This window comes from Firmicutes bacterium HGW-Firmicutes-1 (assembly GCA_002841625.1).
In the GTDB taxonomy this organism is placed as follows: Bacteria; Bacillota; Clostridia; order Lachnospirales; family Vallitaleaceae; genus HGW-1.
This window is the reverse complement of record PHAG01000011.1, coordinates 73,670-95,253: the sequence shown is the minus strand read 5'-3', so window position 1 is coordinate 95,253 and position 21,584 is coordinate 73,670. Positions and strand designations below refer to the sequence as shown.

Here is a 21,584-nt window from a genome sequence, read left to right as displayed (position 1 = left end):
TTCAAATTAAATAATTAATAAACGGTATAAAATGATTAATATAGTTTCGCATATTAATCATTTGCGTGCTATAATGTTATCAATTAGTTGATTCGGAGGTATTTTTATGGATATAAATTCAACAGAACTAAAAACAAATTTCGGGAAGTATTTGGATTTGGTACAGGAGGAGGATATTATTGTAACCAGGAACGGAAAGCCTGTAGCCAAGTTGATGCGTTATTATCGTTATGAAGATGTCATTAGAGAGGGTGCACCCGATTATACTTACCATAATAAGGAAATGACCTTTGAGGAATATATGGATTTATATGAGCATTCAGATGCACGGTTTGAATATTTGGATGGTATTGTTTATGCGTTGTCCTCTCCTAACCATACACACCAACACATATTGATGAACATATTTGGTGTGCTATACACATATTTCAAGGATAAAAAATGCAAACCTTATGTTGCACCATATGATATCTTCTTTGAGAAGTCTAAAACAAAGGATGTCATCCAACCTGATTTGTTTGTTATGTGTGATGAGGAAAATGTACGTGAGGAACGCTATTATGGAGTGCCTGCTTTCATTGTTGAAATCCTTTCATCTTCTACCAGAAACAATGATTTGGTCAGGAAATTGAATTTATATTTGACCTCTGGAGTGAAGGAATATGTAGTAATAGACCCGAAAAACAAAAAGCTACACCACTGGGGTTTTGAACATTTTGAAATTGAACAAATGAACACACTCACTCAGGAAGAGGTGTTTATTTCAAACATCTTTGAAGGTTTAAGTCTAAATCTATCGGATATTTTCAGCAAATAGGATAACAAAGCCCTTGCAAAATAATTGCAGGGGCTTGATTTATGAACTGATATTTATTTTTTAAAATTCGTTTTATATATTAGTTATTATATTTTGTATCGTCTTCAACTAACTCATGGTCCCATTTAGATTTATCTAGTTCTGAAAAAAGTTCTAACAAATTGTTCTCAGGGTCTCTTAGATGTACGGCCCTCATTCCCCAGCCGGTCATATCACTTGGCTCGTTAACAAAATGAACTCCATTAGATTTTAACTCATTATAAATTCTATCAACATCATCAACTTTAATAATGATGGCAATTTTATCTCTATAACCAACGGGATACTCTTTATCGGTATCACCAATAGCAGATGCCATTAAATCTGATTTAAACAGGGATAAACCAGATGATAAACCAATGTCAAAACTCGCATAGTCACCACCTATTTCACCCCAAGTTGATGTGAGTTTTAAATTTTCTTTATAAAACTTAAAACAGCCATCAAAATCATTCACTAATAAACGAATACAATTTAATTCCATAATTTAATCCTCCTATATGAATTTATTTTAGTTTAACGATTAAAGAAGACCTATTCTTTGAGGCATGGATATTTGCTTCTTGCTATTTCTAGGTAGGTAAAGATGGTATTTATATATTCTATCATAGAATCTATTACTAATCTATGGTTTATATATAGCGTAAACATTTACTAAATTCATCGGACCCATACTTGACAGCTGTTATTATAACACTTATAATAAGTGGTATAATATATAAAGGAGATGATCCCATGCAAATCACATACAATACTTCAAATGTCAAAAAAATGAATATGGAACTTATACGAGTAGTGATCAAGACAATGCCCGGTAATACAAAAGCAGGTATTGCTGCTGTGACAGGGCTGAGTCATGCCACTTGCAATAATTTGTTAAATGAGATGGTTGTAGCTGGAGAAGTCTTAGAACTGGATAAGGAAAATAAGAGTGGTGGACGACCATCTCAACGGTATGAGTACAATAGTAATTTTTTTAATATTTTAAGCCTATATATCGATAATGACAGCAAAAAGACAGCCCTTCGATATGCCGTTTTCAATCTTATAGGTGAAATTTTAGAAGAAGAAGCATTTTACAAAGAGCATATGGACTATCAATCAATTGATGATGTCATAGCGCAGGTGTTACAAAAGCATCCTGTAATAAAAGCGATTGGTATAGGAATACCTGGTGTTATTTTGAAGCAACGATTCATTCATACCTGTGATGTACAGTCGCTGAGTGATTGTCCTATGGCTAATCATTTAGAAAAACGTTTTGGTATCAAGACCTTATTAGAAAATGATATGAATGCTACAGCTATTGGTATTTACCAAGAACAGGATTATGAAGAAGAGGCATCAATTGCTGTAATGACTTTTATAAAAGACAACTTTCCTGGATCAGGTATCATAGTGAATGGTCATATTCTCCGCGGATATACCAATTTCGCTGGTGAAATTGCTTTTCTCCCCTACGATAGGACACGTCAACAGATGGAAGAAATGCTTAGTGAAAGCAGCACCACGCTCCCTTTAATCGTTAAATCGATTTCTTCTATGATAGCCATAATAAATCCCGAAACAATCATTCTCACAGGGACACTTATAACTGAGAATATGCTAGATGAAATACAAAGGCAGGTTGAGGAAGTAATTGCTAAAGAACATATGCCACATATTATTTTTAAGGAGAGTATTCACAAATTCTATTTAAAAGGCCTAATGACGATATCAATGAATAATCTATCAGGTTCTTTTAAAGCTAAGTTATAACATATAAAAAGATAGGAGATTGAACATATGGCAACATTTTTTCTGTTGATTATTTACTTGGTATTTATCAGTCTTGGATTACCAGACTCGTTGTTGGGATCAGCGTGGTCAGTGATGAGATTAGATTTAAATGTACCTTTGGGTTGGGCGGGTATCATTTCCATGACAATTAGTGGAGGTACCATTTTATCAAGTTTAATGAGTGAAAGAATGATCAAACGTTTTGGCACTGGCAAGGTTACCTTTTTTAGTGTATCGGCAACAGCTCTTGCTTTATTGGGTTTTTCTTTTGCGCCCTCGTTTCTATGGTTAATTGTCTGTGCAATTCCTTTGGGGCTTGGAGCAGGATCTGTGGATGCTGGAATCAATAATTACGTAGCGATGCATTATAAACCCCATCATATGAGCTGGTTGCATTGCTTTTGGGGAATTGGAGCAACGTTAGGACCTATCATAATGGCCCAAAACATACTTAAGTCGAACAACTGGAGTGGTGGATATTTTACAATAGCTATAATCCAATTAAGTCTAATTGTAATATTGTTTTTTACACTACCACTGTGGAACAAGATTCCAAATCGAGAGAATATAGACAAAACAGCATACATAGATACGCCTGAACAAAATACAAAAGTTTCGGTACTTTCAATAAAGGGAGTGAAGTTATCCTTGATAGCATTTTTATTCTATTGTGGTACGGAACTGACCGTGGGCCTGTGGGGAAGCAGTTATTTGGTTCTAGCTAAAGGCATGGCACCAGTAACCGCTGCACGTTGGATTTCAATGTATTATGCGGGAATAACTGTTGGAAGGCTTATTACGGGATTTCTAACCTTAAGAGTTAGCTGTAGACGATTAATTCAAGGCGGACAAGTCATAGCACTTAGCGGTGTATTGCTCCTTCTACTGCCTTTTGCTGTAGATTTATCATTGATTGGTTTGATTCTAATTGGACTGGGTTGTGCACCTATTTTTCCTTGTATGCTTCACGAGACACCTAATCGATTTGGGTCTGCACTGTCACAAAAAATTATGGGTTTGCAAATGGCATTTGCCTATATTGGTAGTACATTATTGCCGCCATTGTTGGGGTTAGCAACTTCGATATCAGATATCAAAATTTTCCCGTTTTTTTTAATTGTATATATTATTGGAATGTATTTCAGTTCAGAAAAGATTGCCCACTATCACAAGGAGGTCATAGGTTGAGGTTTTGTGTGTTTTCAACTGGGTGACTGGTCATAGCCAAAAAGTAAATTATCTGTTATTTTTCGATAGAAATTGTCTAAATATAGTGGGTAGTGTATAATAATTAGAAAGCATTACCAAAGACGAATAAGAAATTGTTATTTGTAAAAGGAGAGAGTCATTATGAGTTATAAAACACCAATATGGAAGTATATACTCTTTATTGTTCTCATAACCTTGTTATCAAGCTGTGGAATTCAAAATAATACCAAAACTTCCCTAAAAAGCGAAGAGCAGTCTAGCTTGCAAGAAAAAAAGGAGAGCTTAACCTTACGAATCACCTGGAAAACCTACTCTGGACGTGGTGTAGCAATTAGAAAAATTGTAGATTCATATAATGCCATCAATCAAACAAATTATGAAATTTCAGTAATTGACGGGGATGAAGATCTTGAAAGCATAGAAAGCCTCTTAGAAAGCAATGACGCTGTGGATCTATATGTATTGCCATATCGATATGTCCAATATCTTGGATATAATAATAAGCTGCAAGATTTAACCAGTAGTTTTGCAAATGAAGAAAGTCTATTTTATGAAAAACTTTGGGAACTAGGTGTTGTTGAACAAAAGGTATATGGAATCCCTTGGTTAGGACACTCTATGGGCTTAATTTATAATAAAAATCTTCTCAGAAAAGCAGGAGTAGAGCCTTCAAATATCAATAGTCTAGACAAGCTTGTAGCTGCTTGTAAACAAGTAGAAGAAAATACAGATGCACATGGCATAGGCTTGGTTGGCGCTGAACACAATGATATTTCTTGGATGGTAAATCAATTTATTTATGGATTTGGTGGTACACTGGTTAATTCTCAGGGAATGAAGGTTACTATTAATTCTAGTAATGCAAAAGCTGCGATAGAATTCTACAAGAATGATTTGGGCGCATATGCTCAAGATACTTGGTTGATAGATTCAGGAGTTGAGGTCATGGATTATTTTAGGGAGCAACAAATTGCCTTTGAGATCCAAGGCTTGTGGGGTATTACGGATATCTGGAAAAATGGTAGACCTTTTGAAACAGGCGTTATTCCATTAGAAAATATAGGATTGTACGCAGAGGTAGGACCTATGATGCTAGCCTTACAGCCACATTTAAATGAAGAAAAGAAAACAGCTGCCATTCAATTTATTCAGTATCTCATTTCAATAAAGGCACAAGAAATGATTATGGATGGTGAGTATAGCCCTGAACACGACGCATATTATCCATTTCGTTTACCGGTTAGAAAGGATATTACTGATAGCATTGTATTTGAGAAGTATCCTGAATTTTCGATGTTTTTAACGGGATTTAGCGAGCCAAGTATTGATGTTCCTGTTCCACAATGGCAATTAATAAAGGATGAGTACTATGCCCCAGGCCTACATCTCGTAATGGAAAATAAAATGTCTATAGATGATTTTCTGCAAGAGATACAAGATCAAGGAGATAAGATATTAATGGGGGAAAAATAATAGGAGGTAATTTATGAATGCAAAAATTCTGATTGTTGATGATTCGAAGACAGATAGGATGATTATTAGTAATATACTGAGTGACTGCGAATTGATTTGTGCTTGTGATGGAGTGGAAGCTATGGAGCTTATTAACGCCAATCTTGATTTAGATATTATTATTTTAGATTTAAATATGCCGAGGATGAATGGCTTTGAAGTTTTAGAAGCCATAAACCATGACCCCATTTACAGCAAAATGGTTACAATTATTTTGACCAATTATGATGAAACGGAAAACGAAATTAGAGGTTTAGATCTTGGGGCAGTGGACTATATTCGAAAACCCTTAAATATAGAATCTTTGAGGAAAAGGATAGAAGTTCATTTAAATTTAAGAAGCGCACGAAAAAGTATTGAGCAGCAAAACCAGGTTCTAGAAGAAACCGTTTCAAATAGAACGAGAGAATTGGTTATAACTAGAGATATAACTATCCATGCTTTGATTGGATTATTGGAAGTAAGAAATATTGAGTCAAGTAATCATACAAAAAGAACACAATGGATGATGAAAGAGCTTTGTGAACAATTAAAAAAGAAGCATCCATATATAGAGAGCTTAACAGATGACTATATTACAGAACTCTTCAAAACAGCACCCTTACATGATATTGGAAAAGTAGGCATTCCTGATAATATTCTCTTAAAACCAGGAAAGCTAGATAAAGAAGAGTTTGAGATTATGAAGAAACATACAACATATGGGGTTGAAGCCTTAAGTCATGAATTACATAGTGGGGATGTGCCTATATTTATTCAAACAGCTATAGAGGTTGCAGGAACACATCACGAGTGTTTTGATGGATCTGGATATCCATCAGGATTAAAGGGAAAAGAAATTCCGCTCCCAGGCCGACTCATGACAATTGTAGATGTATATGATGCGATAACGAGTCAAAGGGTATACAAGCCTGCCTTTGATCATGATTATGCTTTAGATTTTATCAGAAGTGAAAGTGGGAAAAAATTCGATCCAGAAATCGTAATAGCTTTTATTGAAATAGAAAGGGATATTCTCAATATATCTCATCAATTTATTCAAAATATACCAGAAGAGGAGTGAGGGTCTTGAAAAGCCTTAGACTTTTAGTTGTATGTTTTCTTTTACTTCTGAGTGTAAATACAAATTGTATTGCAAAAACCACCGAGCTTGAATTGACAGAGGACGAAAAGACCTTTATTAAAGAACACCCTTTGATTCATTTAGGAATTGACCCTCAGTTTGTTCCTTTTGAGTTTATAGATTCTGATGGTTCCTATAAAGGAATAGCATCTGATTATATTAAGTTGTTGAGCGAGAAAATTGGGATTGGAATGGTTATTGAAAGAGATTTGACTTGGGAAGAAGCCTATGAGTTAGCCGTGGAAAAGCGAATAGATGTTTTACCATGTGTGTCTAAAACCACAGAGAGAGAGCAGTACTTTCTTTTTTCTGAACCTTACTATTCTTTTCAGAGAGTTATTGTTGTTAATGAGTCGAACAATACAATAAATGGCCTTGAGGATATTTTGCAAACAAAAGTGGCAGTGCAGTCCAATAGCTCTCATCACAGTTTTTTAAAAAATTACCCAAGTATAGAGGTAAGCCTTTATTCAACAGGTGAGGCTGCGTTAGCTGCGGTAACAAATGGTCAAGAGACTGCTTTTATTGGTAATTTAGCAACGTCTAGTTATCTCATAAAGGCAAACGGTTTTACTCATTTAAAATTCATTGAAATAGATTCAAATGAAAACCAAGAACTATATTTTGCAGTTAGAAATGATTGGCCCGAATTAGTCAGTATCATCAATAAGGGATTAGTAAGCATAACTGAAGAAGAGAAAATTGAAATCAATAATAGATGGATTGGTCTTGAGAATGGGATCGATTATGGACCTTTTATTCGCATTGTTGCAGTTGTTGGCTTAGTGTTCTTACTCGTTTTATTTGTTTCAGTTTATTGGATAGTTCAATTGAAAAAAGAGGTTGCTAAGCGCATCCAAATAGAAGAAGATTTAATGCAGGCAAAAGAAGAAGCTGATATTGCCAACAATATTAAATCTAGTTTTTTAGCGCGTATGTCCCATGAAATAAGAACACCCCTTAATGCCATAACAGGTATGGCTTATTTGATTAAGAAAACGGACGTAAACCAAACTCAAAAGATATACTTAGAAAAGATCACCCAAGCTTCACATAATATGTTAGGGATCATCAATGACATATTAGATTTTTCTAAAATTGAGGCAGGTAAGGTCGAGATTGAAAGAGTTTCCTTCAACTTGGACAAAGTTTTACAACAGGTTGTGAGCATTGTGGCTTTTAAGATTGAAGAGCAGAAGATTGAATTTAACTTGAATAAGGATCCAAAGATACCAAGTAATTTTTGGGGAGACCCAAAAAGGCTGGAGCAAATTTTACTCAATGTCATTAATAATGCGGTAAAATTTACGAGTATAGGAGAAGTTTCTTTGGCGATACGTATATTGACCAGGGAAGCCCCCTTTTTACAATTAGAATTTAGCATTAAGGATACGGGAATTGGTATGTCTAGTGAACAAGTAGATCAACTTTTTACGCCTTTTTCCCAAGGAGATTCAAGTATTAACAGACGTTTTGGTGGTACAGGACTTGGATTGTCTATAGTAAAAAGTTTAGTTGAAATGATGGGTGGGGAAATTAAGGCTTCAAGTGTTGAAGGAGAAGGTTCTACTTTTATTATAGTGTTGGTTTTGGAAGTTGATCAAGAAAAAGAATTTGAAGATAAACAAAAGATAGCAGCTGTGTATATGCACGATGTCAAGGCGATTGTACTTGAAAAAGGAGTTGCAAATCTACATCTTATAGAAGGCTATCTTGGTTCATTTGGTATGAAAGCAGAAATGGTCACTTCCCAGACCCAGGTTATAGAATTACTTGAAGCATGTGAAACTGAAAACTCAAAGCCATATGATTTGCTCATTTTGGATTATGATACGCCTTTCGAGGGAGGTCTTGAGTTTATAGCAAAAATTAGAAACAATTCTCAAATAACGAGTAAACCTAAAGTGATGATGATGATTCCTCTCATGAGAGAGGATCTATTTGAAAAAATTGAAAATTTTGATATTGAAATTGGCATTACGAAACCTATTATACCCTCTGTTCTCTATAATGGTATTCTTGAGATCTTTAAAGTCAAGGCATTAGAGTCAAAAGAAGTCTATGCACTTATGCCTTTCAATAAGAATCAGAAATTAGATAGAGTATATCGAGTGTTGGTGGTTGAAGATAATAAAAAGAACCAGTTTATTGCTAAATCCATTTTAGAACAAGTTGGAATTGAAGTGACATTGGCAGATCATGGAGAAGAAGGTGTTGCGTATTTTATAGAACACCAAAAGGGAATTGATTTAATCCTTATGGATTTGCATATGCCTATATTGAACGGATACGAGGCATCAGCTCAAATTAGAAGGTTTGATATAAGTATTCCGATAGTGGCGATGACTGCAGATGCCATTGCAGGTGTTGAAGAGGAATGTAAGCGTGTGGGCATTAATTATTATATCAGCAAGCCCTTTGATCCTGATAAGTTTGTGGAAACCTTGGTCAATATCTTGAGGTTGCAAAATGAAGTTAAAAGTGAAGTCCATGAAGCCAAAAGGGTGGTGGTAGAAAAGGGTAATGTGGCCAATATTTTGGATGAAGTAGACGGCTTACGCCGGATGGGGAATAAATTGGAGTTATATCTGATGGTTTTAGCAGAATATTTGGATGAGAATAAAGATATCGAAGAAGAACTCACGAAGGCGATACAAAACCATAATTATAGTGAAGCCATTCAGATTGTGCACAAGAATAAAGGCGGTTCAGGAAATATTGGAGCAAAAAAATTGCAAAAAATAGCTTCAGAACTTCAAAGAGCCCTTGAAAATGGTGAGCAAAATGAAGTAGAGAGGTTGCATAAAACTTTCGTTTACGTATTAAATCAACTTTTAAGAGAAATAGAACAAAAGATTTAAGAGACGACAAACGTGATGGTTGGTAAATTTTTGAATGGGATAATGGATATTTGAAGATTGACTTGTAGCCAGAGGTTTTACAACATTGACATAATATAAAGAAAGGAACAAATCAAATGAAATTCATATCATGGAATGTAAACGGTATTAGAGCTTGTGTTCAGAAGGGCTTTTTAGAGTTCTTTCAGTCAGAAAATGCAGATGTTTTTTGCTTACAGGAGACAAAGCTTCAAGCTGGTCAAATCGATTTAGCACTTGAAGGTTATCATCAATATTGGAACTATGCGGATAAAAAAGGTTATTCTGGTACAGCAATCTTTTCAAAGGAAAAACCCATGGAGGTTTTTTATGACATTGGACAAGCCAAACATGACACAGAGGGTAGAGTGATTACTTTAGAATTTAAGGATTTTTATATAGTGACGGTATATACGCCAAATACCCAAAGAAATTTAACTAGATTGGATTACCGAATGGAATGGGAAGATGAATTTCTTAAGTACCTTAAAGAACTAGATATGAAAAAGCCTGTTATATTTTGTGGAGACTTAAATGTAGCACATAAAGAGATTGATTTAAAGAACCCGAAAACAAATAAAAACAATGCTGGTTTCACAGAAGAGGAACGTGAAAAAATCAGCACAGTTTTTGAGAGCGGTTTTATTGATACCTATAGATATTTCTATCCCGACAAGGTTGGAGCATACACCTGGTGGTCATACATGATGAATGCAAGATCAACAAATGCTGGTTGGCGTATCGATTATTTTTGCATTTCTATGCGATTAAAGGATAGATTAAAAGATGCGAAAATCTATACTGAGGTGTTAGGATCAGACCATTGCCCAGTAGGGCTTGAAATCAATTAAAGAGGCAAAATAGTAGATTGATTACAATTAAAAAGGTTTGCAAAAATTAATACGAGAAAAAATGCAAATTATCATTGACTTAGAGTATACTCTAAGGTATAGACTTGAAGATAGAGTAAACAACAATTACGAACAATTTAACCAAATGGAAGAAGCTTGCATTCGCTTGCGAAACCCTAGCGAATGCGGATGTTTTGTAACATTGACTATAAACAGGAGGACTAACAATGCAATATAGAAGATTAGGCAAAACTGGAATGAAGGTAAGTGAAATCAGTCTAGGCAGTTGGCTAACATATGGCAACTCAACCGAAAAGGAAACTGCAATTCATACAATTGACAAGGCTTATGAGCTTGGAATCAATTTTTTTGATACAGCAAATGTTTATGCAACAGGCCAAGCAGAGATTGTTGTCGGAGAAGCACTTAGAAAGCATCCGAGAGAATCTTATGTACTGGCGACTAAGGTTTTTTGGCCCATGGGTGATGGACCAAATGATAAAGGTCTTTCAAGAAAACATGTATTTGAGCAAGCACATGCAAGCCTTAAACGCCTTGGTGTTGATTATTTAGACATATACTATTGTCATCGTTATGATCCTGAAACACCAGTAGAAGAAACACTACGAACAATTGAAGATTTAATTCGTCAAGGGAAAATATTATATGCGGGTGTTAGTGAGTGGACAGCGGCGCAAATACAGGAAGCCCTTCAAGTTGCTGATAAATATTTGCTTGATAGAATCGTAGTAAATCAGCCACTATATAATATGCTAAATAGGACGATTGAATCTGAAATAATACCAATGAGTGAAAAGAATGGCATCAGTCAGGTTGTGTTTTCTCCTTTGGCACAAGGTGTATTAACTGGAAAGTACAAGGATCTACAACAGTTACCAGCAGGAAGCCGTGCTACTGATCCAAATTCAAATTACTTTATTGGAAGGTTTTTAAATGAAAACAACCTAGCAAAGGTTACGAACTTGGACAATGTTGCAAAGGAATTAAACATTACGATGCCTCAATTAGCGATTGCATGGATTTTGAGACAGTCTAATGTAGCTAGTGCACTTATTGGAGCGAGTAGACCAAGCCAAGTAGAAGAAAATGTAAGCGCTTCGGGAATAAAGTTATCAACTGAGGTTATTCAAAAGATAGAGGAAATCCTAGTATAGGAGTAGCGCAAAACAAATTGACAATAAGAGGTGCCAAATGAAGAAAATGAATATTGGTAATGGAGCCTTAAGTGCATCAGAGATATCTCTGGGGTGTTTTAGGATTGCAGATATGTCGAATAAAGATTTAACTACACTTATTCATACTGCATTAGAAGAAGGAATAGATTTTTTTGATCATGCAGATATTTATGGTGGTGGTAGAGCGGAAGAGGCCTTTGGCCAAGCAATAGATTTGAGTTCTAGTATTCGAGAAAGCATGTTTCTTCAAACAAAGTGTGGAATACGTAAAGGCTATTTTGACTTTTCACAGGAACACATTTTAGAAGCTGTCGACGGTAGTTTGAAAAAATTAAAAACAGATTATCTAGACGTATTATTATTACATCGTCCAGATGCACTAGTAGAGCCAGAAGAAGTAGCCCAAGCTTTTTCAAAACTTTGGAGTAGTGGAAAAGTAAGACATTTTGGGGTGAGCAATCAAAAGCCTATGCAAATTGAACTACTCAAAAAATACGTGGATCAAAACATTATCATTAATCAATTACAGCTAAGTATAACAAATACAGGTATGATTGATGCAGGTCTCAATGTGAACATGGAGATTGACCCCTCCATTGACAGAGACGGAAGTATTTTAGATTATTGCAGATTGAAGGATATTACTATTCAAGCATGGTCACCTTTTCAATATGGTTTTTTTGAAGGGGTATTCTTAAATAATGATAAGTTCCCTGAACTTAACAAAAAGATTGATGAAATTGCAGAGCAAAAAGGAGTTCCTAATACAGCAATTGCAGTAGCTTGGATATTAAGACACCCAGCAAAGATACAACCAATTGTAGGAACGACAAATGTAGCACGCTTGAAAGATATTTGTAAAGCGTCAGATATTACGCTTTCAAGACAGGAATGGTATGAAATATATAGAGCAGCTGGCAATATACTTCCATAACCGAAGCCATTCATAGGAATGAGGATAGACGTAAATAATAATAAAGCCGGTGTTTGCGTACTGGTTAGACTGTCGACAAAAGTATTTTTTCTGATAGGTGTATGCATTATTGGCAGTCAGTATTCATTTTTCTGGCCTTACCCTTCGGCCGGTCTGGCGAAAAATGAATACTTACTGCCTTTTGTATTAATCTTGAAGAAAAAATGCTTTTATCTCTGTATCATTAATTGATAATGAATTAATTTGTTAACAACCTGGGCAGAGCTTGCGTACTGGGTTTTTATATAAAATATTATTAAATCAATTAATTTATAAAGATGTCCTTTCATTAAGCATAAGGTATGTGCAAAGTTGATTAACCTCCGATTTTCTGAACCTTCCGTTCAATAATAAGAATAACTTCATAAAGGATAGTTGCCAAAATCCCTAAAATAATTAAGCTCATCATTACCCAATCAAGTTTGAAAACTTGACTTCCGTACACAATCAAATAACCCAATCCTTCTCTAGCTACTAAAAACTCACCAATAATAACACCAATCAGTGAAAGACCAATATTGACCTTCATGGTACTGATAATATTTGCATAATTAGCAGGAATAACCACCTTGGATAGAATATCTCGTTTATGGCCACCAAAGGTACGAATAAGCTTGATTTTTTCAACATCTACTTGTAAAAAACCATAATAAACATTAATAATTGTAACAATGATAGAAACACTGATAGCAGTGAAAATAATAGATTTCGTTGTATTACCTAACCAAACAATAATAATTGGAGCTAAGGCTGTTTTGGGTAAACTATTTAAAACAATAAGATAGGGCTCGAGTGTTTTTGCAACTCTTTCACACCACCATAAGATGACTGCAATGAGAATTCCAAAGGTCCCACCAAGAATGAAGCTGACCAAAGTCTCATACAATGTAATTCCGATATGTTTAAGTAAGGAACCTTTTAACAACATGTTCAGGAACGTTGTTATTACACGCATAGGTGAGCTGAAAATAAAAGGATCAATCCACCTTAAATCTGCAGCTAACTCCCATAATCCAAGAAAACCAATTAATATAAAGAACTGATACACTTTAATCCATATTTTTTGTTGGTGTTGCATCTTAATAAAATCATATTGTGCTTGGGATGTCATTTAATTCCCTCCAAATCTGATTAAAATAACTGCTAAATTCATGATCAGCTCGTGATTTTAACGGTGATCTATCTTCAATATTGAACGCAACTGATAAACGAGCCTTAATACTAGCAGGACGTTTGCTTAAAACCATAACTTCATCTGCCATACTGATAGCTTCAGCAATATCATGAGTAACAAGAAGGGCAGTTTTGCCTTCTTTTTTTATGATAGCATACATATCGTCGGCTACGTTTAGACGTGTTTGATAATCAAGTGCTGAAAAGGGTTCATCAAGTAATAGAAGATCTGGCTTTAAAGCGAGGGTTCTAATCAATGCAACTCTTTGACGCATGCCACCTGAAAGTTGGGATGGACGATATTTTTTGAAATCCTTAAGTTCATATTTTTCAAGCAATTCATTTACATAATCAAGATTTTCTTGGGTTTTTACATGTGCAATTTCAAGGCCCAGTAAAACATTTTCATATACAGTTCTCCATTCAAAGAGATGGTCCTTTTGTAACATATAACCAATTGCATGCTTTGGATTATCTAATACGCCTTGATCGATGACGATTTGTCCAAGTGAGGGTGCTAGTAAGCCAGAGATTAATGAAAGTAACGTAGATTTACCACAACCACTTGGGCCAACAATACTTATAAATTGACCTTTTGAGACTGAGAAACTGATATTCTCTATTGCTAATGTTTCACCTTGCATCGTGTGATATACATAAGATAATTGTTGGATACTAAGTAAATTCGTTATATTCATCACCCCATAAGTTCGTATAGTATAATATATTAGACCTGTTGGCAGTGGGTGAATAAAAGAAAGGATCAATACAAGAGTTTGATCCTTTCATACAATAGAGCTCTATTATTTAACTTTACTAGCATCAACTTGTTCAACAGCTTTTTTAGCAAACGTAGTGTTAACAAGGTCATCATAGTTGACACGTTTTTCGAGTTGACCGGAAGAATCTAATACATCCTGAAGAAGTACAAATGCAGTTTCATCCAAAAGAGGTTCTACCTTCCAAGTGTCTTGATCTTTGTATCTTTTGACGATCGTGGTCAATAGTTCTAAATCTGTTCCTTCAAAGTAAGGTGCAATCACCTTTGCGATTTCTTCAGGCGTATGTTGGTCTACCCAAAGCTGGCCTTTGTAAATGGCATTTGTAAACTTTTGAACTGTTTCAGGATTTTCATCCATGTAGCTACCAAGTACCATATAAGTTGTATAAGGTAGCAAGCCACTATCTACACCAAGGGAAGTTACAACATAGTAATCTCCTGTTTGTTCAAGTGTAGAGGCTGTGGGTTCGAATTCTACGGTGAAATCACCCATTCCACCTGAAAAGGCACCAGCGGTTGCTGAGAAATCTAAGTTATTAATAATGGTCGTATCTACAAAAGGTTCAATGCCTTTTTCTTTTAAAATGTACTCGAGTACCATTTCAGGCATACCGCCAAGTCTACCACCTACAATCGTTTTTCCTTTTACCATATCCCAACTAAAATCTGGAAATGGTTCCCTAGCAACTAAGAAATTTCCCGCTCGTTGTGTCAATTGAGCAAAGTTTATAGCATAATTCTCCTTACCCTCGTTAAAGACATATACGGAAGCTTCTGCACCCATAAGTGCAATATCTGCATTTCCTGATAGCAGTGCAGTCATGGATTTATCAGCACCATTCCCTAAACTCAAGTCTATTTTTAAACCTTCTTCTTCGAAAAAGTTATTTTCTATTGCTACATATTGAGGAGCATAAAAAATGGAATGTACAACTTCGTTAAGCTTTACTACCTTAAGTGTTTCTTCCTTCTTACATCCTGAAAACAGAGAAACCATAATAAACAGTATAAGTAGAAGGGAAAAGAATATCTTCTTATTCATAAAATACCTCAAGCATAACTTTTTAGTATAGTATATGTGCTGTAATCGTTAATGGAAATTTGTACATTAAAGAATAAAAAAAATTTTGTATTTAAAAATTTATCAAATATTGTTATAATTAGTCCTTAATGAAATATATATTTCCAGGAGGAGAAAACAATAATGAAAAACAAAAGAAGAATTTTATCATTTCTAATGATACTAGTAATGGTGGTAAGTACCTTTACAATTATGAAAAAAGAAGCAAATGCAGCACAAGCTATTAAAATAGGTGATTACATCCAATTTGGATCTTACTATGATGAACCAATACTATGGCGTATTATCAATATAGATGAAGATGGTGATCCATTACTGTTTTCAGAATTTATTTTGTGCTTAAAAGCATTTGATGCGAAAGGAAGTTATCATCAACATCATATAAGGAAAAAAGAAGGTAGTAATGAATGGGAAAACTCTAATATTAGTCAATGGCTTAATAGCAGTGATGAAATTATTAATTGGACACAAAATCCACCTTCAGCGGATAATGTTTGTAATAAATTACTTCCCTATGACAAAGAAAAAGGTTTTTTAGCTGATGGGAACTTTACAGAAGAAGAAAGAAATATAATCAAACCAATTACCCATAAAGTACTTCTTACAGATATTGATAAAGAAAAACGTGATGGTGGAATTGAAAGACATGGCCATAGTTATGACATATCAGATGTGGTACAAAACTATGATCAAGCATATTACAAAAATGTAACCGACAAAGTTTTTTTCTTATCTGTAAAAGAGATTAAAGAATATGTATATGACAGAGGATGGATTTATAAAGCAAAACTTACACCTAAAGCAGTCAAATCAATACAGAGTTATGATTATTTCAGTTATATAACTACTGGTATATACTGGAAATATTATCTGCGTACACCTTCTGTTTTCACCGAAAAAGGGCGTAGTATCAGTGATACGGGTCTTGTAATTTTTAACAATGCATCTTTTTCTGAAGATGGTGTTCGTCCCGCTTTGTCTTTGAATATGAAAACTGTTGCATTAGAATCTGGTTCAGGCTCATCAAAAAGTCCTTATATAATAGGCGGAGGAAGTGATAAACCGATTCCTGTGGTAAAATCAGAATTAGAAAAAGCAAAAGAATATAATTTACTTACTGAAAAATTATCAAGTAATTATAAACAAAACATTTCAAGAGAAGAATTTTGTGAGCTAGTTATAAAATTATATGAAGCATTATCAGGTAAGAAAGCAGAATTACCTAAGAATAATAAATTTACGGACACTAGCAACACTGAAATATTAAAAGCAAATCATTTAGGTATAGTGAATGGAGTTAGTGAAGACAAATTTAAACCCAATAACTATGTTACTAGAGAAGAAATGTCACTAATGTTTTATAATTTACTAGGTGTTCTAGAAATTAAGACGAATACCACAATGGATTACGTATATTTTAGAGACGAAAAAGAAATTTCATCATGGGCTAAGAGATCAATACAATTATTAAATAAGCTAGATATAATTAGAGGTGTGGGTAATGATAATATCAATCCAAAAGGAAAAGCAACAAGGGAGCAAGGGATAGCATTGGTTATACGGATTTATGAGTTATATAAGTGAAAATAGAATAAGCATGGGATGAGACAGAAAAAACTCCTTACTGGTAGTCATTACGAATAACCAGAAAGGAGTTTTTATTTTTCTTCTTCTCTATCAATTAATAATCCTGCTGATCTGAGGGTCAAGTCGATATCTACTTCTACTTCAAGAGCAGCAAAAATTTCATCCCAATTATTTTTAAGTGATTTAAATAATTTTGGATCCTTATTATTTACGACCTCATTAAATCCAAAAATATCAGCATGATATTCTTGTCCTTTTTCTATAGATAGGGTTATTTCTTTTTCTATTTGCTCTTCTACCTTCTCAACAATTTTATCAAGCTCACCGATTTTCATTAGTTGAACATTTGGATTAGCTTGTGCAATACGACCGGTGCATTTTACTTCAACTTTAATTTTCTTAATTGTTTGATGTTCAAAAATAGGAATAATTTTACTCCCAGCGCTTAGTATTTCAATCGAAATGGGCGCTCCTTTTTTGGGATATTCTATATTTTCAATGCAACTTTTTGTTTCACCTAATATCCATAATAAGCCTTTGGTCTCTGTTTCATCAAACCATCCGACCAACTGATCCTTTTTTAGGATTGCGGTACCTTCTAACTGTAGTTCATTTGTTGCATTGGGGGTTATCGCGGTTTTAGGTATAAGGCTGATACCTGTAATAAAAGCATTATCGTTATTTGGAGAGGTTGTAATTGCGTATCTATTAATATCAACAAGAACAGCCTTGCCATGACGTGTATAAAGTTCAATCATATCACTTATATTATATGCTTGAATGGTTTCTAATCTAGTGGTCTCAGCTGACAAGACTTCACCAGCATTCCCTTTTGCAATACAAAGATACGTCTTTCTACGAATATCGTTATCTCTTTCAAGGATATCTATAATTTCTCCAATTCCGGATTTTGCCAATTCTTCACCAATAATAAAAACCTTAGCATGTGACCAGACGCTTTTTCTTCCAGATTGAAGTGAGAAATTACGACTTATATCCAATAGATTTTCACCATTTACAATAACATTTGTTGTAACATAACCACTATTACCACCTTGACTTTGAACTTTTAATTGTCGGTGAAGAATAAGTTGTACAGTAGCAACTAATTTCATATCGGTTCCTTGATCAAAACCGACCCCTGAAAAAATAGCCAAATGATCTAATTCCACTACATCAGTACAACTGGATAAAAGTAGCATTGCGAATAGAAGTAGAAAAAATAAAAAAATTTTACATTTCATTAATAATCTCCTTTACATCCTATAACAATTGTTATACTAGGCTTTACTTTTTGAATTTGAGTTTATCTACATTTCCTTTATCAACCTTCTTCCAATTAATAGCTCTTGGTCCAGTATTTAAAGTCCATAAAGGGGCTCTAAGAAAAACATCTTTTACAAGTTCCTCAGTTGTTCTTGGTGCAATAGGAGAGAAATATGGACTTCCAAAGGATCTTAAGCTAACCAAATGAATTAATAGGAAAATAGTTCCATAAAGAATTCCAAAAAATCCAGCAATGCTACCAAGTACTGAAAAAGCAAACCATAATATAGTAGTAGCAGAATTAAGGGGATAAATCACAAAACCACCGATACCGGCTAGTGCTGTAATCATAACAACGGGGTTACTGACGAAACCTGCTTCTACTGCAGCTTGTCCGAGGATGAGAGCACCTACGATACTCACAGCTTGTCCAATAGCTCTAGGCATTCTAATACCTGCCTCTTTTAGAATAATAAATAAAGTCGACATCATAAGTACTTCAATAAAGGGAGAGAAAGGTACACCCTCAGTAGAAGCCGCCATGGTGAGCATGAGGTGGGTCGGGATAATATCTTGATGATAACTAGAAATCGCTATATAGAGCCCCGGAAGATAAACAACAAGAAATAAAGCAAGAATGCGTGTTAACCGTAGGAAAGAGGCGATTACAGGTGACATATAGTAATCCTCACTCGCCCGTAGTGCTTCTACAAATAAGAACGGTACTGTTAAAACAGTAGGTGAGCCATCTACAATAATTGCAAATCTGCCATCTAGAAGTTTAGAAACAACCACATCAGGTTTTTCCGTATTCCCAATTGTTGGGAAAATAGATATTGGCGCATCTTCAATGTACTGTTCAATATAACCAGAATCTAAAATGCCATCAACCTGAATTCTTGAAAGACGTGATTTGATTTCATCTAAAACTTTTTCATTGGCAATGCCACGAATATAAGCGATTACAACGTCTGTTTTCGTTAGTGAACCTATATTAAATTGCTCGAAGGTTAATAAAGGGGTTTTTAACCTACGTCGAATCAAAGAAGTAGAGGTTACTAAGGTTTCATTAAAGCCTTCGTGAGAACCTTTGATGACGACTTCTGTAAACGGTTGTTCAATTGCCCGGTCCTTCCATTTTCGATTATCAATCACAATTCCATAGGGCATTCTATCAATAAATAATACGGTCTTTCCAAGAAGAATTCCGTCAATAGCTTCATTTAAATCAAAGCAGTCACTAATATCTAATAGTGTTAGGATCGAACTTTTTAAGTCTCTAAAAAAGAGATCATAATCATTGTGATATACATCAAAACGATTTTGATGGGTAAGTGGATCTAAAATATGATTTTCTACTGAAATTTTATCTGTTAAGCCATTGATAAAGAAAAGAGCAGCATTTAGATTGAGTTCGCCACCAATCATAAAATTTCTAAAAACAAGATCATAGGTATTATCAAAGAGGGCTTTTATTTTATCAACATTGATATCAATACTTGAGGTAATGGGTAGTGGGTCTTTTTTTTCTTCAGTACTACCTTTTGGTATCCACTGTTTAAAAAATTTATAAATAATTGAGGGCATTTGAATCATCCTTAAGTAGTAGTCTAATCATTATATGTTTTTTATTATTTGGATAAGCATAGCAATTTATTCTAAAATAGCTACTAATACAAGTAGCCAGGTCAAATAAAAATATAAAATACATACTTACCAACAAAAAAGGAAAATACTATATAGTATACAGGTTGTTGACAATTAATTATTATTTTACGAAACAGAGATAAAAGCATTTTAATATGAAAGGCAGTAAGTGTTCATTTTTCGCTAGACCGGCCGAAGGGTAAGGCCAGAAAAATGAACACTTACTGCCAATAATGTATACACCTATCAGAAAAAATGCTTTTATCGACAGGAATGCTATATAGTATACATGGTTATTTATTATGGTAATAAATAAGAAGGAGGATGGAAATTGTTTCCAGCACTTATACTCATTGCAATATCTATAGGTCTCATAGAAGGTATACCATTAGCTCGAAAAAAGCTGTGGAAGGAATTCTATGTAGTCTTTTTGTTATTATTCATTGCTATAATATTTGCTCTAGCAAAGTATTTTGGGATATCCACACCCTTTGATGTCTTAGAAAAGATGTTTGGTCCCATAGGAAAATTTGTTTTTGATAACAAGAAATAAAGGAGGTTCATCATTTTGTCCAATAAAGAAATAATAAGTACAAAACAGTTTGTCTGGTTACTTTTTGGTATCATAACCTCTTTTACGGTCTTACAAATACCAGGGATGCTTATTTCACACGCAGGTAGAGATGCTTGGTTATCTGTAATCGTTGCGTGGGTTTTAGATGTACTTCTCGCCTTAGTATATGCTTATATGGGACTTCGTTTTCCAGGTCAAAATTTTGTACAGTACAGCATGACTATTTTAGGAAAAATTGCCGGAAAAATTGTTGGAATTATTTTTCCGATTTTCTTTTTAATGGTTACAGCACTCTTAATGAGGGCCATTAGCACATTGATAGAAAATCTCCTGCCTGATATGTCAAAGGTGATCATTTATTCTATGGGTTGCTTTATGGTAGCTTACGGAGCAAGAAAGGGGATAGAGGTCATTGCTCGAGTCTGTGAGATTTTTGGTCCTATCTATTTAATCAGTTTAATTGCGTTGTTTTTAATGGCTATTCCTGATATCAAAATCGGCCGCATTCAACCTATGTTGATGGAGGGTTCTTATCCATTTCTTTCAGGGTCCATCTTGATTTTATCTTTCATTGGTATTTGTATTATGATGGCTATGTATATTCCAGTTTGTAATCGCCCAGAAAATGGATTTAAAGCAAAATTCATTGCTGTAAGTATGGGTGCAACTATGATTAGTACACTCATTTTTTTTGTTATAGGGGCATTTGGTGCCGAACAAGCTGGAAGTATGATTAATCCAGGAGTATCTCTTACCAGAGAAATACAAATTGGGATTTTTGAACGTTTAGAACTTGTTTGGCTTATGGTTGCTTTAGGAGCGGGAGTGATGACTTCCGTTAACCTTATTTGGGCTTTTAGTGTGGGGGTTTCTCAAATTTTTGGCTTAAGTAGTTTTAAGCCACTTGTATTTCCAGCCACTTTGATTGCAACTGTTCTTAGTGTTATATCTTTTGATAGCAGTATAGAGATGTTAAACTATCTCTTTTATGTTTATCCAATGATTGCTGTGTTTGTACAAACGGGATTGGAGATGTTTTTATTCGCTATGGCATTTATATTAAAAAAAGGGATTAGGAATAATAGCTCTGATTAAAA

At 34.5% G+C, this 21,584-nt stretch carries 18 protein-coding genes; 12 read left to right on the top strand and 6 right to left on the bottom strand.

Annotation, left to right across the window (positions count from 1 at the left end; all coding sequences use genetic code 11):
* Positions 1-106 precede the first annotated feature (106 nt).
* A complete protein-coding gene (locus tag CVU84_14315) occupies positions 107-817 on the top strand; it encodes a hypothetical protein (protein PKM93752.1) in 711 nt (236 codons plus the stop codon).
* 79 nt (positions 818-896) lie between these two features.
* Here the strand turns inward: CVU84_14315 and CVU84_14310 are convergent, their stop codons facing one another.
* Complete coding sequence (locus CVU84_14310; GenBank protein ID PKM93751.1) at positions 897-1,340, bottom strand: glyoxalase; 444 nt, start codon at positions 1,338-1,340, stop codon at positions 897-899.
* 251 nt (positions 1,341-1,591) lie between these two features.
* Between CVU84_14310 and CVU84_14305 the strand changes: the two genes are divergently transcribed.
* From CVU84_14305 to CVU84_14270, 8 genes are all read left to right on the top strand, one after another.
* Entirely contained in the window at positions 1,592-2,614 is a 1,023-nt protein-coding gene (locus CVU84_14305; GenBank protein PKM93750.1) for a transcriptional regulator, read from the top strand.
* Positions 2,615-2,641: 27 nt separating this feature from the next.
* Positions 2,642-3,823 carry an MFS transporter gene (locus CVU84_14300; protein ID PKM93749.1) on the top strand — a complete coding sequence of 394 codons (1,182 nt, stop codon included), beginning with the start codon at positions 2,642-2,644 and terminating at the stop codon, positions 3,821-3,823.
* Between the two features lie 162 nt (positions 3,824-3,985).
* Positions 3,986-5,317, top strand: a complete 1,332-nt coding sequence (locus CVU84_14295) for a sugar ABC transporter substrate-binding protein (GenBank protein PKM93748.1) — start codon at positions 3,986-3,988, stop codon at positions 5,315-5,317.
* A gap of 13 nt (positions 5,318-5,330) precedes the next feature.
* Positions 5,331-6,419, top strand: coding sequence for a two-component system response regulator (locus tag CVU84_14290; protein ID PKM93747.1), 1,089 nt, complete (start codon positions 5,331-5,333; stop codon positions 6,417-6,419).
* A gap of 5 nt (positions 6,420-6,424) precedes the next feature.
* A complete protein-coding gene (locus CVU84_14285; GenBank protein ID PKM93746.1) occupies positions 6,425-9,340 on the top strand; it encodes a histidine kinase in 2,916 nt (971 codons plus the stop codon).
* A 116-nt stretch (positions 9,341-9,456) separates the two neighbouring features.
* Complete coding sequence (xth, locus tag CVU84_14280) at positions 9,457-10,209, top strand: exodeoxyribonuclease III (protein ID PKM93745.1); 753 nt, start codon at positions 9,457-9,459, stop codon at positions 10,207-10,209.
* Between the two features lie 227 nt (positions 10,210-10,436).
* A complete protein-coding gene (locus CVU84_14275) occupies positions 10,437-11,384 on the top strand; it encodes an aldo/keto reductase (GenBank protein PKM93744.1) in 948 nt (315 codons plus the stop codon).
* Between the two features lie 37 nt (positions 11,385-11,421).
* Positions 11,422-12,339 (top strand): aldo/keto reductase, encoded by a 918-nt coding sequence (locus CVU84_14270; protein ID PKM93743.1) that lies wholly within the window; start codon positions 11,422-11,424, stop codon positions 12,337-12,339.
* Positions 12,340-12,694: 355 nt separating this feature from the next.
* Here the strand turns inward: CVU84_14270 and CVU84_14265 are convergent, their stop codons facing one another.
* From CVU84_14265 to CVU84_14255, 3 genes are all read right to left on the bottom strand, one after another.
* On the bottom strand, positions 12,695-13,489 hold the full coding sequence (locus CVU84_14265) for a sulfonate ABC transporter permease (GenBank protein ID PKM93742.1): 795 nt from the start codon (positions 13,487-13,489) through the stop codon (positions 12,695-12,697).
* Positions 13,467-14,243 carry a spermidine/putrescine ABC transporter ATP-binding protein gene (locus tag CVU84_14260; protein ID PKM93787.1) on the bottom strand — a complete coding sequence of 259 codons (777 nt, stop codon included), beginning with the start codon at positions 14,241-14,243 and terminating at the stop codon, positions 13,467-13,469. The genes CVU84_14265 and CVU84_14260 overlap by 23 nt, the downstream gene beginning before the upstream one ends.
* Before the next feature lie 111 nt (positions 14,244-14,354).
* Complete coding sequence (locus tag CVU84_14255) at positions 14,355-15,374, bottom strand: hypothetical protein (GenBank protein ID PKM93741.1); 1,020 nt, start codon at positions 15,372-15,374, stop codon at positions 14,355-14,357.
* Positions 15,375-15,536: 162 nt separating this feature from the next.
* On the opposite strand from CVU84_14255, the gene CVU84_14250 reads away from it, so the two are divergent.
* Positions 15,537-16,997: a hypothetical protein gene (locus tag CVU84_14250; protein PKM93740.1), complete on the top strand. Its 1,461-nt coding sequence runs from the start codon at positions 15,537-15,539 to the stop codon at positions 16,995-16,997.
* Positions 16,998-17,071: 74 nt separating this feature from the next.
* Here the strand turns inward: CVU84_14250 and CVU84_14245 are convergent, their stop codons facing one another.
* Positions 17,072-18,244 (bottom strand): hypothetical protein, encoded by a 1,173-nt coding sequence (locus CVU84_14245; protein ID PKM93739.1) that lies wholly within the window; start codon positions 18,242-18,244, stop codon positions 17,072-17,074.
* Between the two features lie 43 nt (positions 18,245-18,287).
* Positions 18,288-19,862, bottom strand: coding sequence for a spore germination protein (locus CVU84_14240; GenBank protein PKM93738.1), 1,575 nt, complete (start codon positions 19,860-19,862; stop codon positions 18,288-18,290).
* A 382-nt stretch (positions 19,863-20,244) separates the two neighbouring features.
* Here CVU84_14240 and CVU84_14235 point away from each other — a divergent pair, with 382 nt between their 5' ends.
* A complete protein-coding gene (locus CVU84_14235) occupies positions 20,245-20,466 on the top strand; it encodes a hypothetical protein (protein ID PKM93737.1) in 222 nt (73 codons plus the stop codon).
* A gap of 15 nt (positions 20,467-20,481) precedes the next feature.
* On the top strand, positions 20,482-21,582 hold the full coding sequence (locus CVU84_14230; GenBank protein ID PKM93736.1) for a hypothetical protein: 1,101 nt from the start codon (positions 20,482-20,484) through the stop codon (positions 21,580-21,582).
* Positions 21,583-21,584 lie beyond the last annotated feature (2 nt).

What these genes read in the sequence shown, in the direction of transcription:
- CVU84_14315 (PKM93752.1), top strand. Translation starts at nt 107, where the DNA reads ATGGATATAAATTCAACAGAACTAAAAACAAATTTCGGGAAGTATTTG.
- CVU84_14310 (PKM93751.1), bottom strand. Translation starts at nt 1,340, where the DNA reads ATGGAATTAAATTGTATTCGTTTATTAGTGAATGATTTTGATGGCTGT.
- CVU84_14305 (PKM93750.1), top strand. Translation starts at nt 1,592, where the DNA reads ATGCAAATCACATACAATACTTCAAATGTCAAAAAAATGAATATGGAA.
- CVU84_14300 (PKM93749.1), top strand. Translation starts at nt 2,642, where the DNA reads ATGGCAACATTTTTTCTGTTGATTATTTACTTGGTATTTATCAGTCTT.
- CVU84_14295 (PKM93748.1), top strand. Translation starts at nt 3,986, where the DNA reads ATGAGTTATAAAACACCAATATGGAAGTATATACTCTTTATTGTTCTC.
- CVU84_14290 (PKM93747.1), top strand. Translation starts at nt 5,331, where the DNA reads ATGAATGCAAAAATTCTGATTGTTGATGATTCGAAGACAGATAGGATG.
- xth (PKM93745.1), top strand. Translation starts at nt 9,457, where the DNA reads ATGAAATTCATATCATGGAATGTAAACGGTATTAGAGCTTGTGTTCAG.
- CVU84_14275 (PKM93744.1), top strand. Translation starts at nt 10,437, where the DNA reads ATGCAATATAGAAGATTAGGCAAAACTGGAATGAAGGTAAGTGAAATC.
- CVU84_14270 (PKM93743.1), top strand. Translation starts at nt 11,422, where the DNA reads ATGAAGAAAATGAATATTGGTAATGGAGCCTTAAGTGCATCAGAGATA.
- CVU84_14265 (PKM93742.1), bottom strand. Translation starts at nt 13,489, where the DNA reads ATGACATCCCAAGCACAATATGATTTTATTAAGATGCAACACCAACAA.
- CVU84_14255 (PKM93741.1), bottom strand. Translation starts at nt 15,374, where the DNA reads ATGAATAAGAAGATATTCTTTTCCCTTCTACTTATACTGTTTATTATG.
- CVU84_14250 (PKM93740.1), top strand. Translation starts at nt 15,537, where the DNA reads ATGAAAAACAAAAGAAGAATTTTATCATTTCTAATGATACTAGTAATG.
- CVU84_14245 (PKM93739.1), bottom strand. Translation starts at nt 18,244, where the DNA reads ATGAAATGTAAAATTTTTTTATTTTTTCTACTTCTATTCGCAATGCTA.
- CVU84_14240 (PKM93738.1), bottom strand. Translation starts at nt 19,862, where the DNA reads ATGATTCAAATGCCCTCAATTATTTATAAATTTTTTAAACAGTGGATA.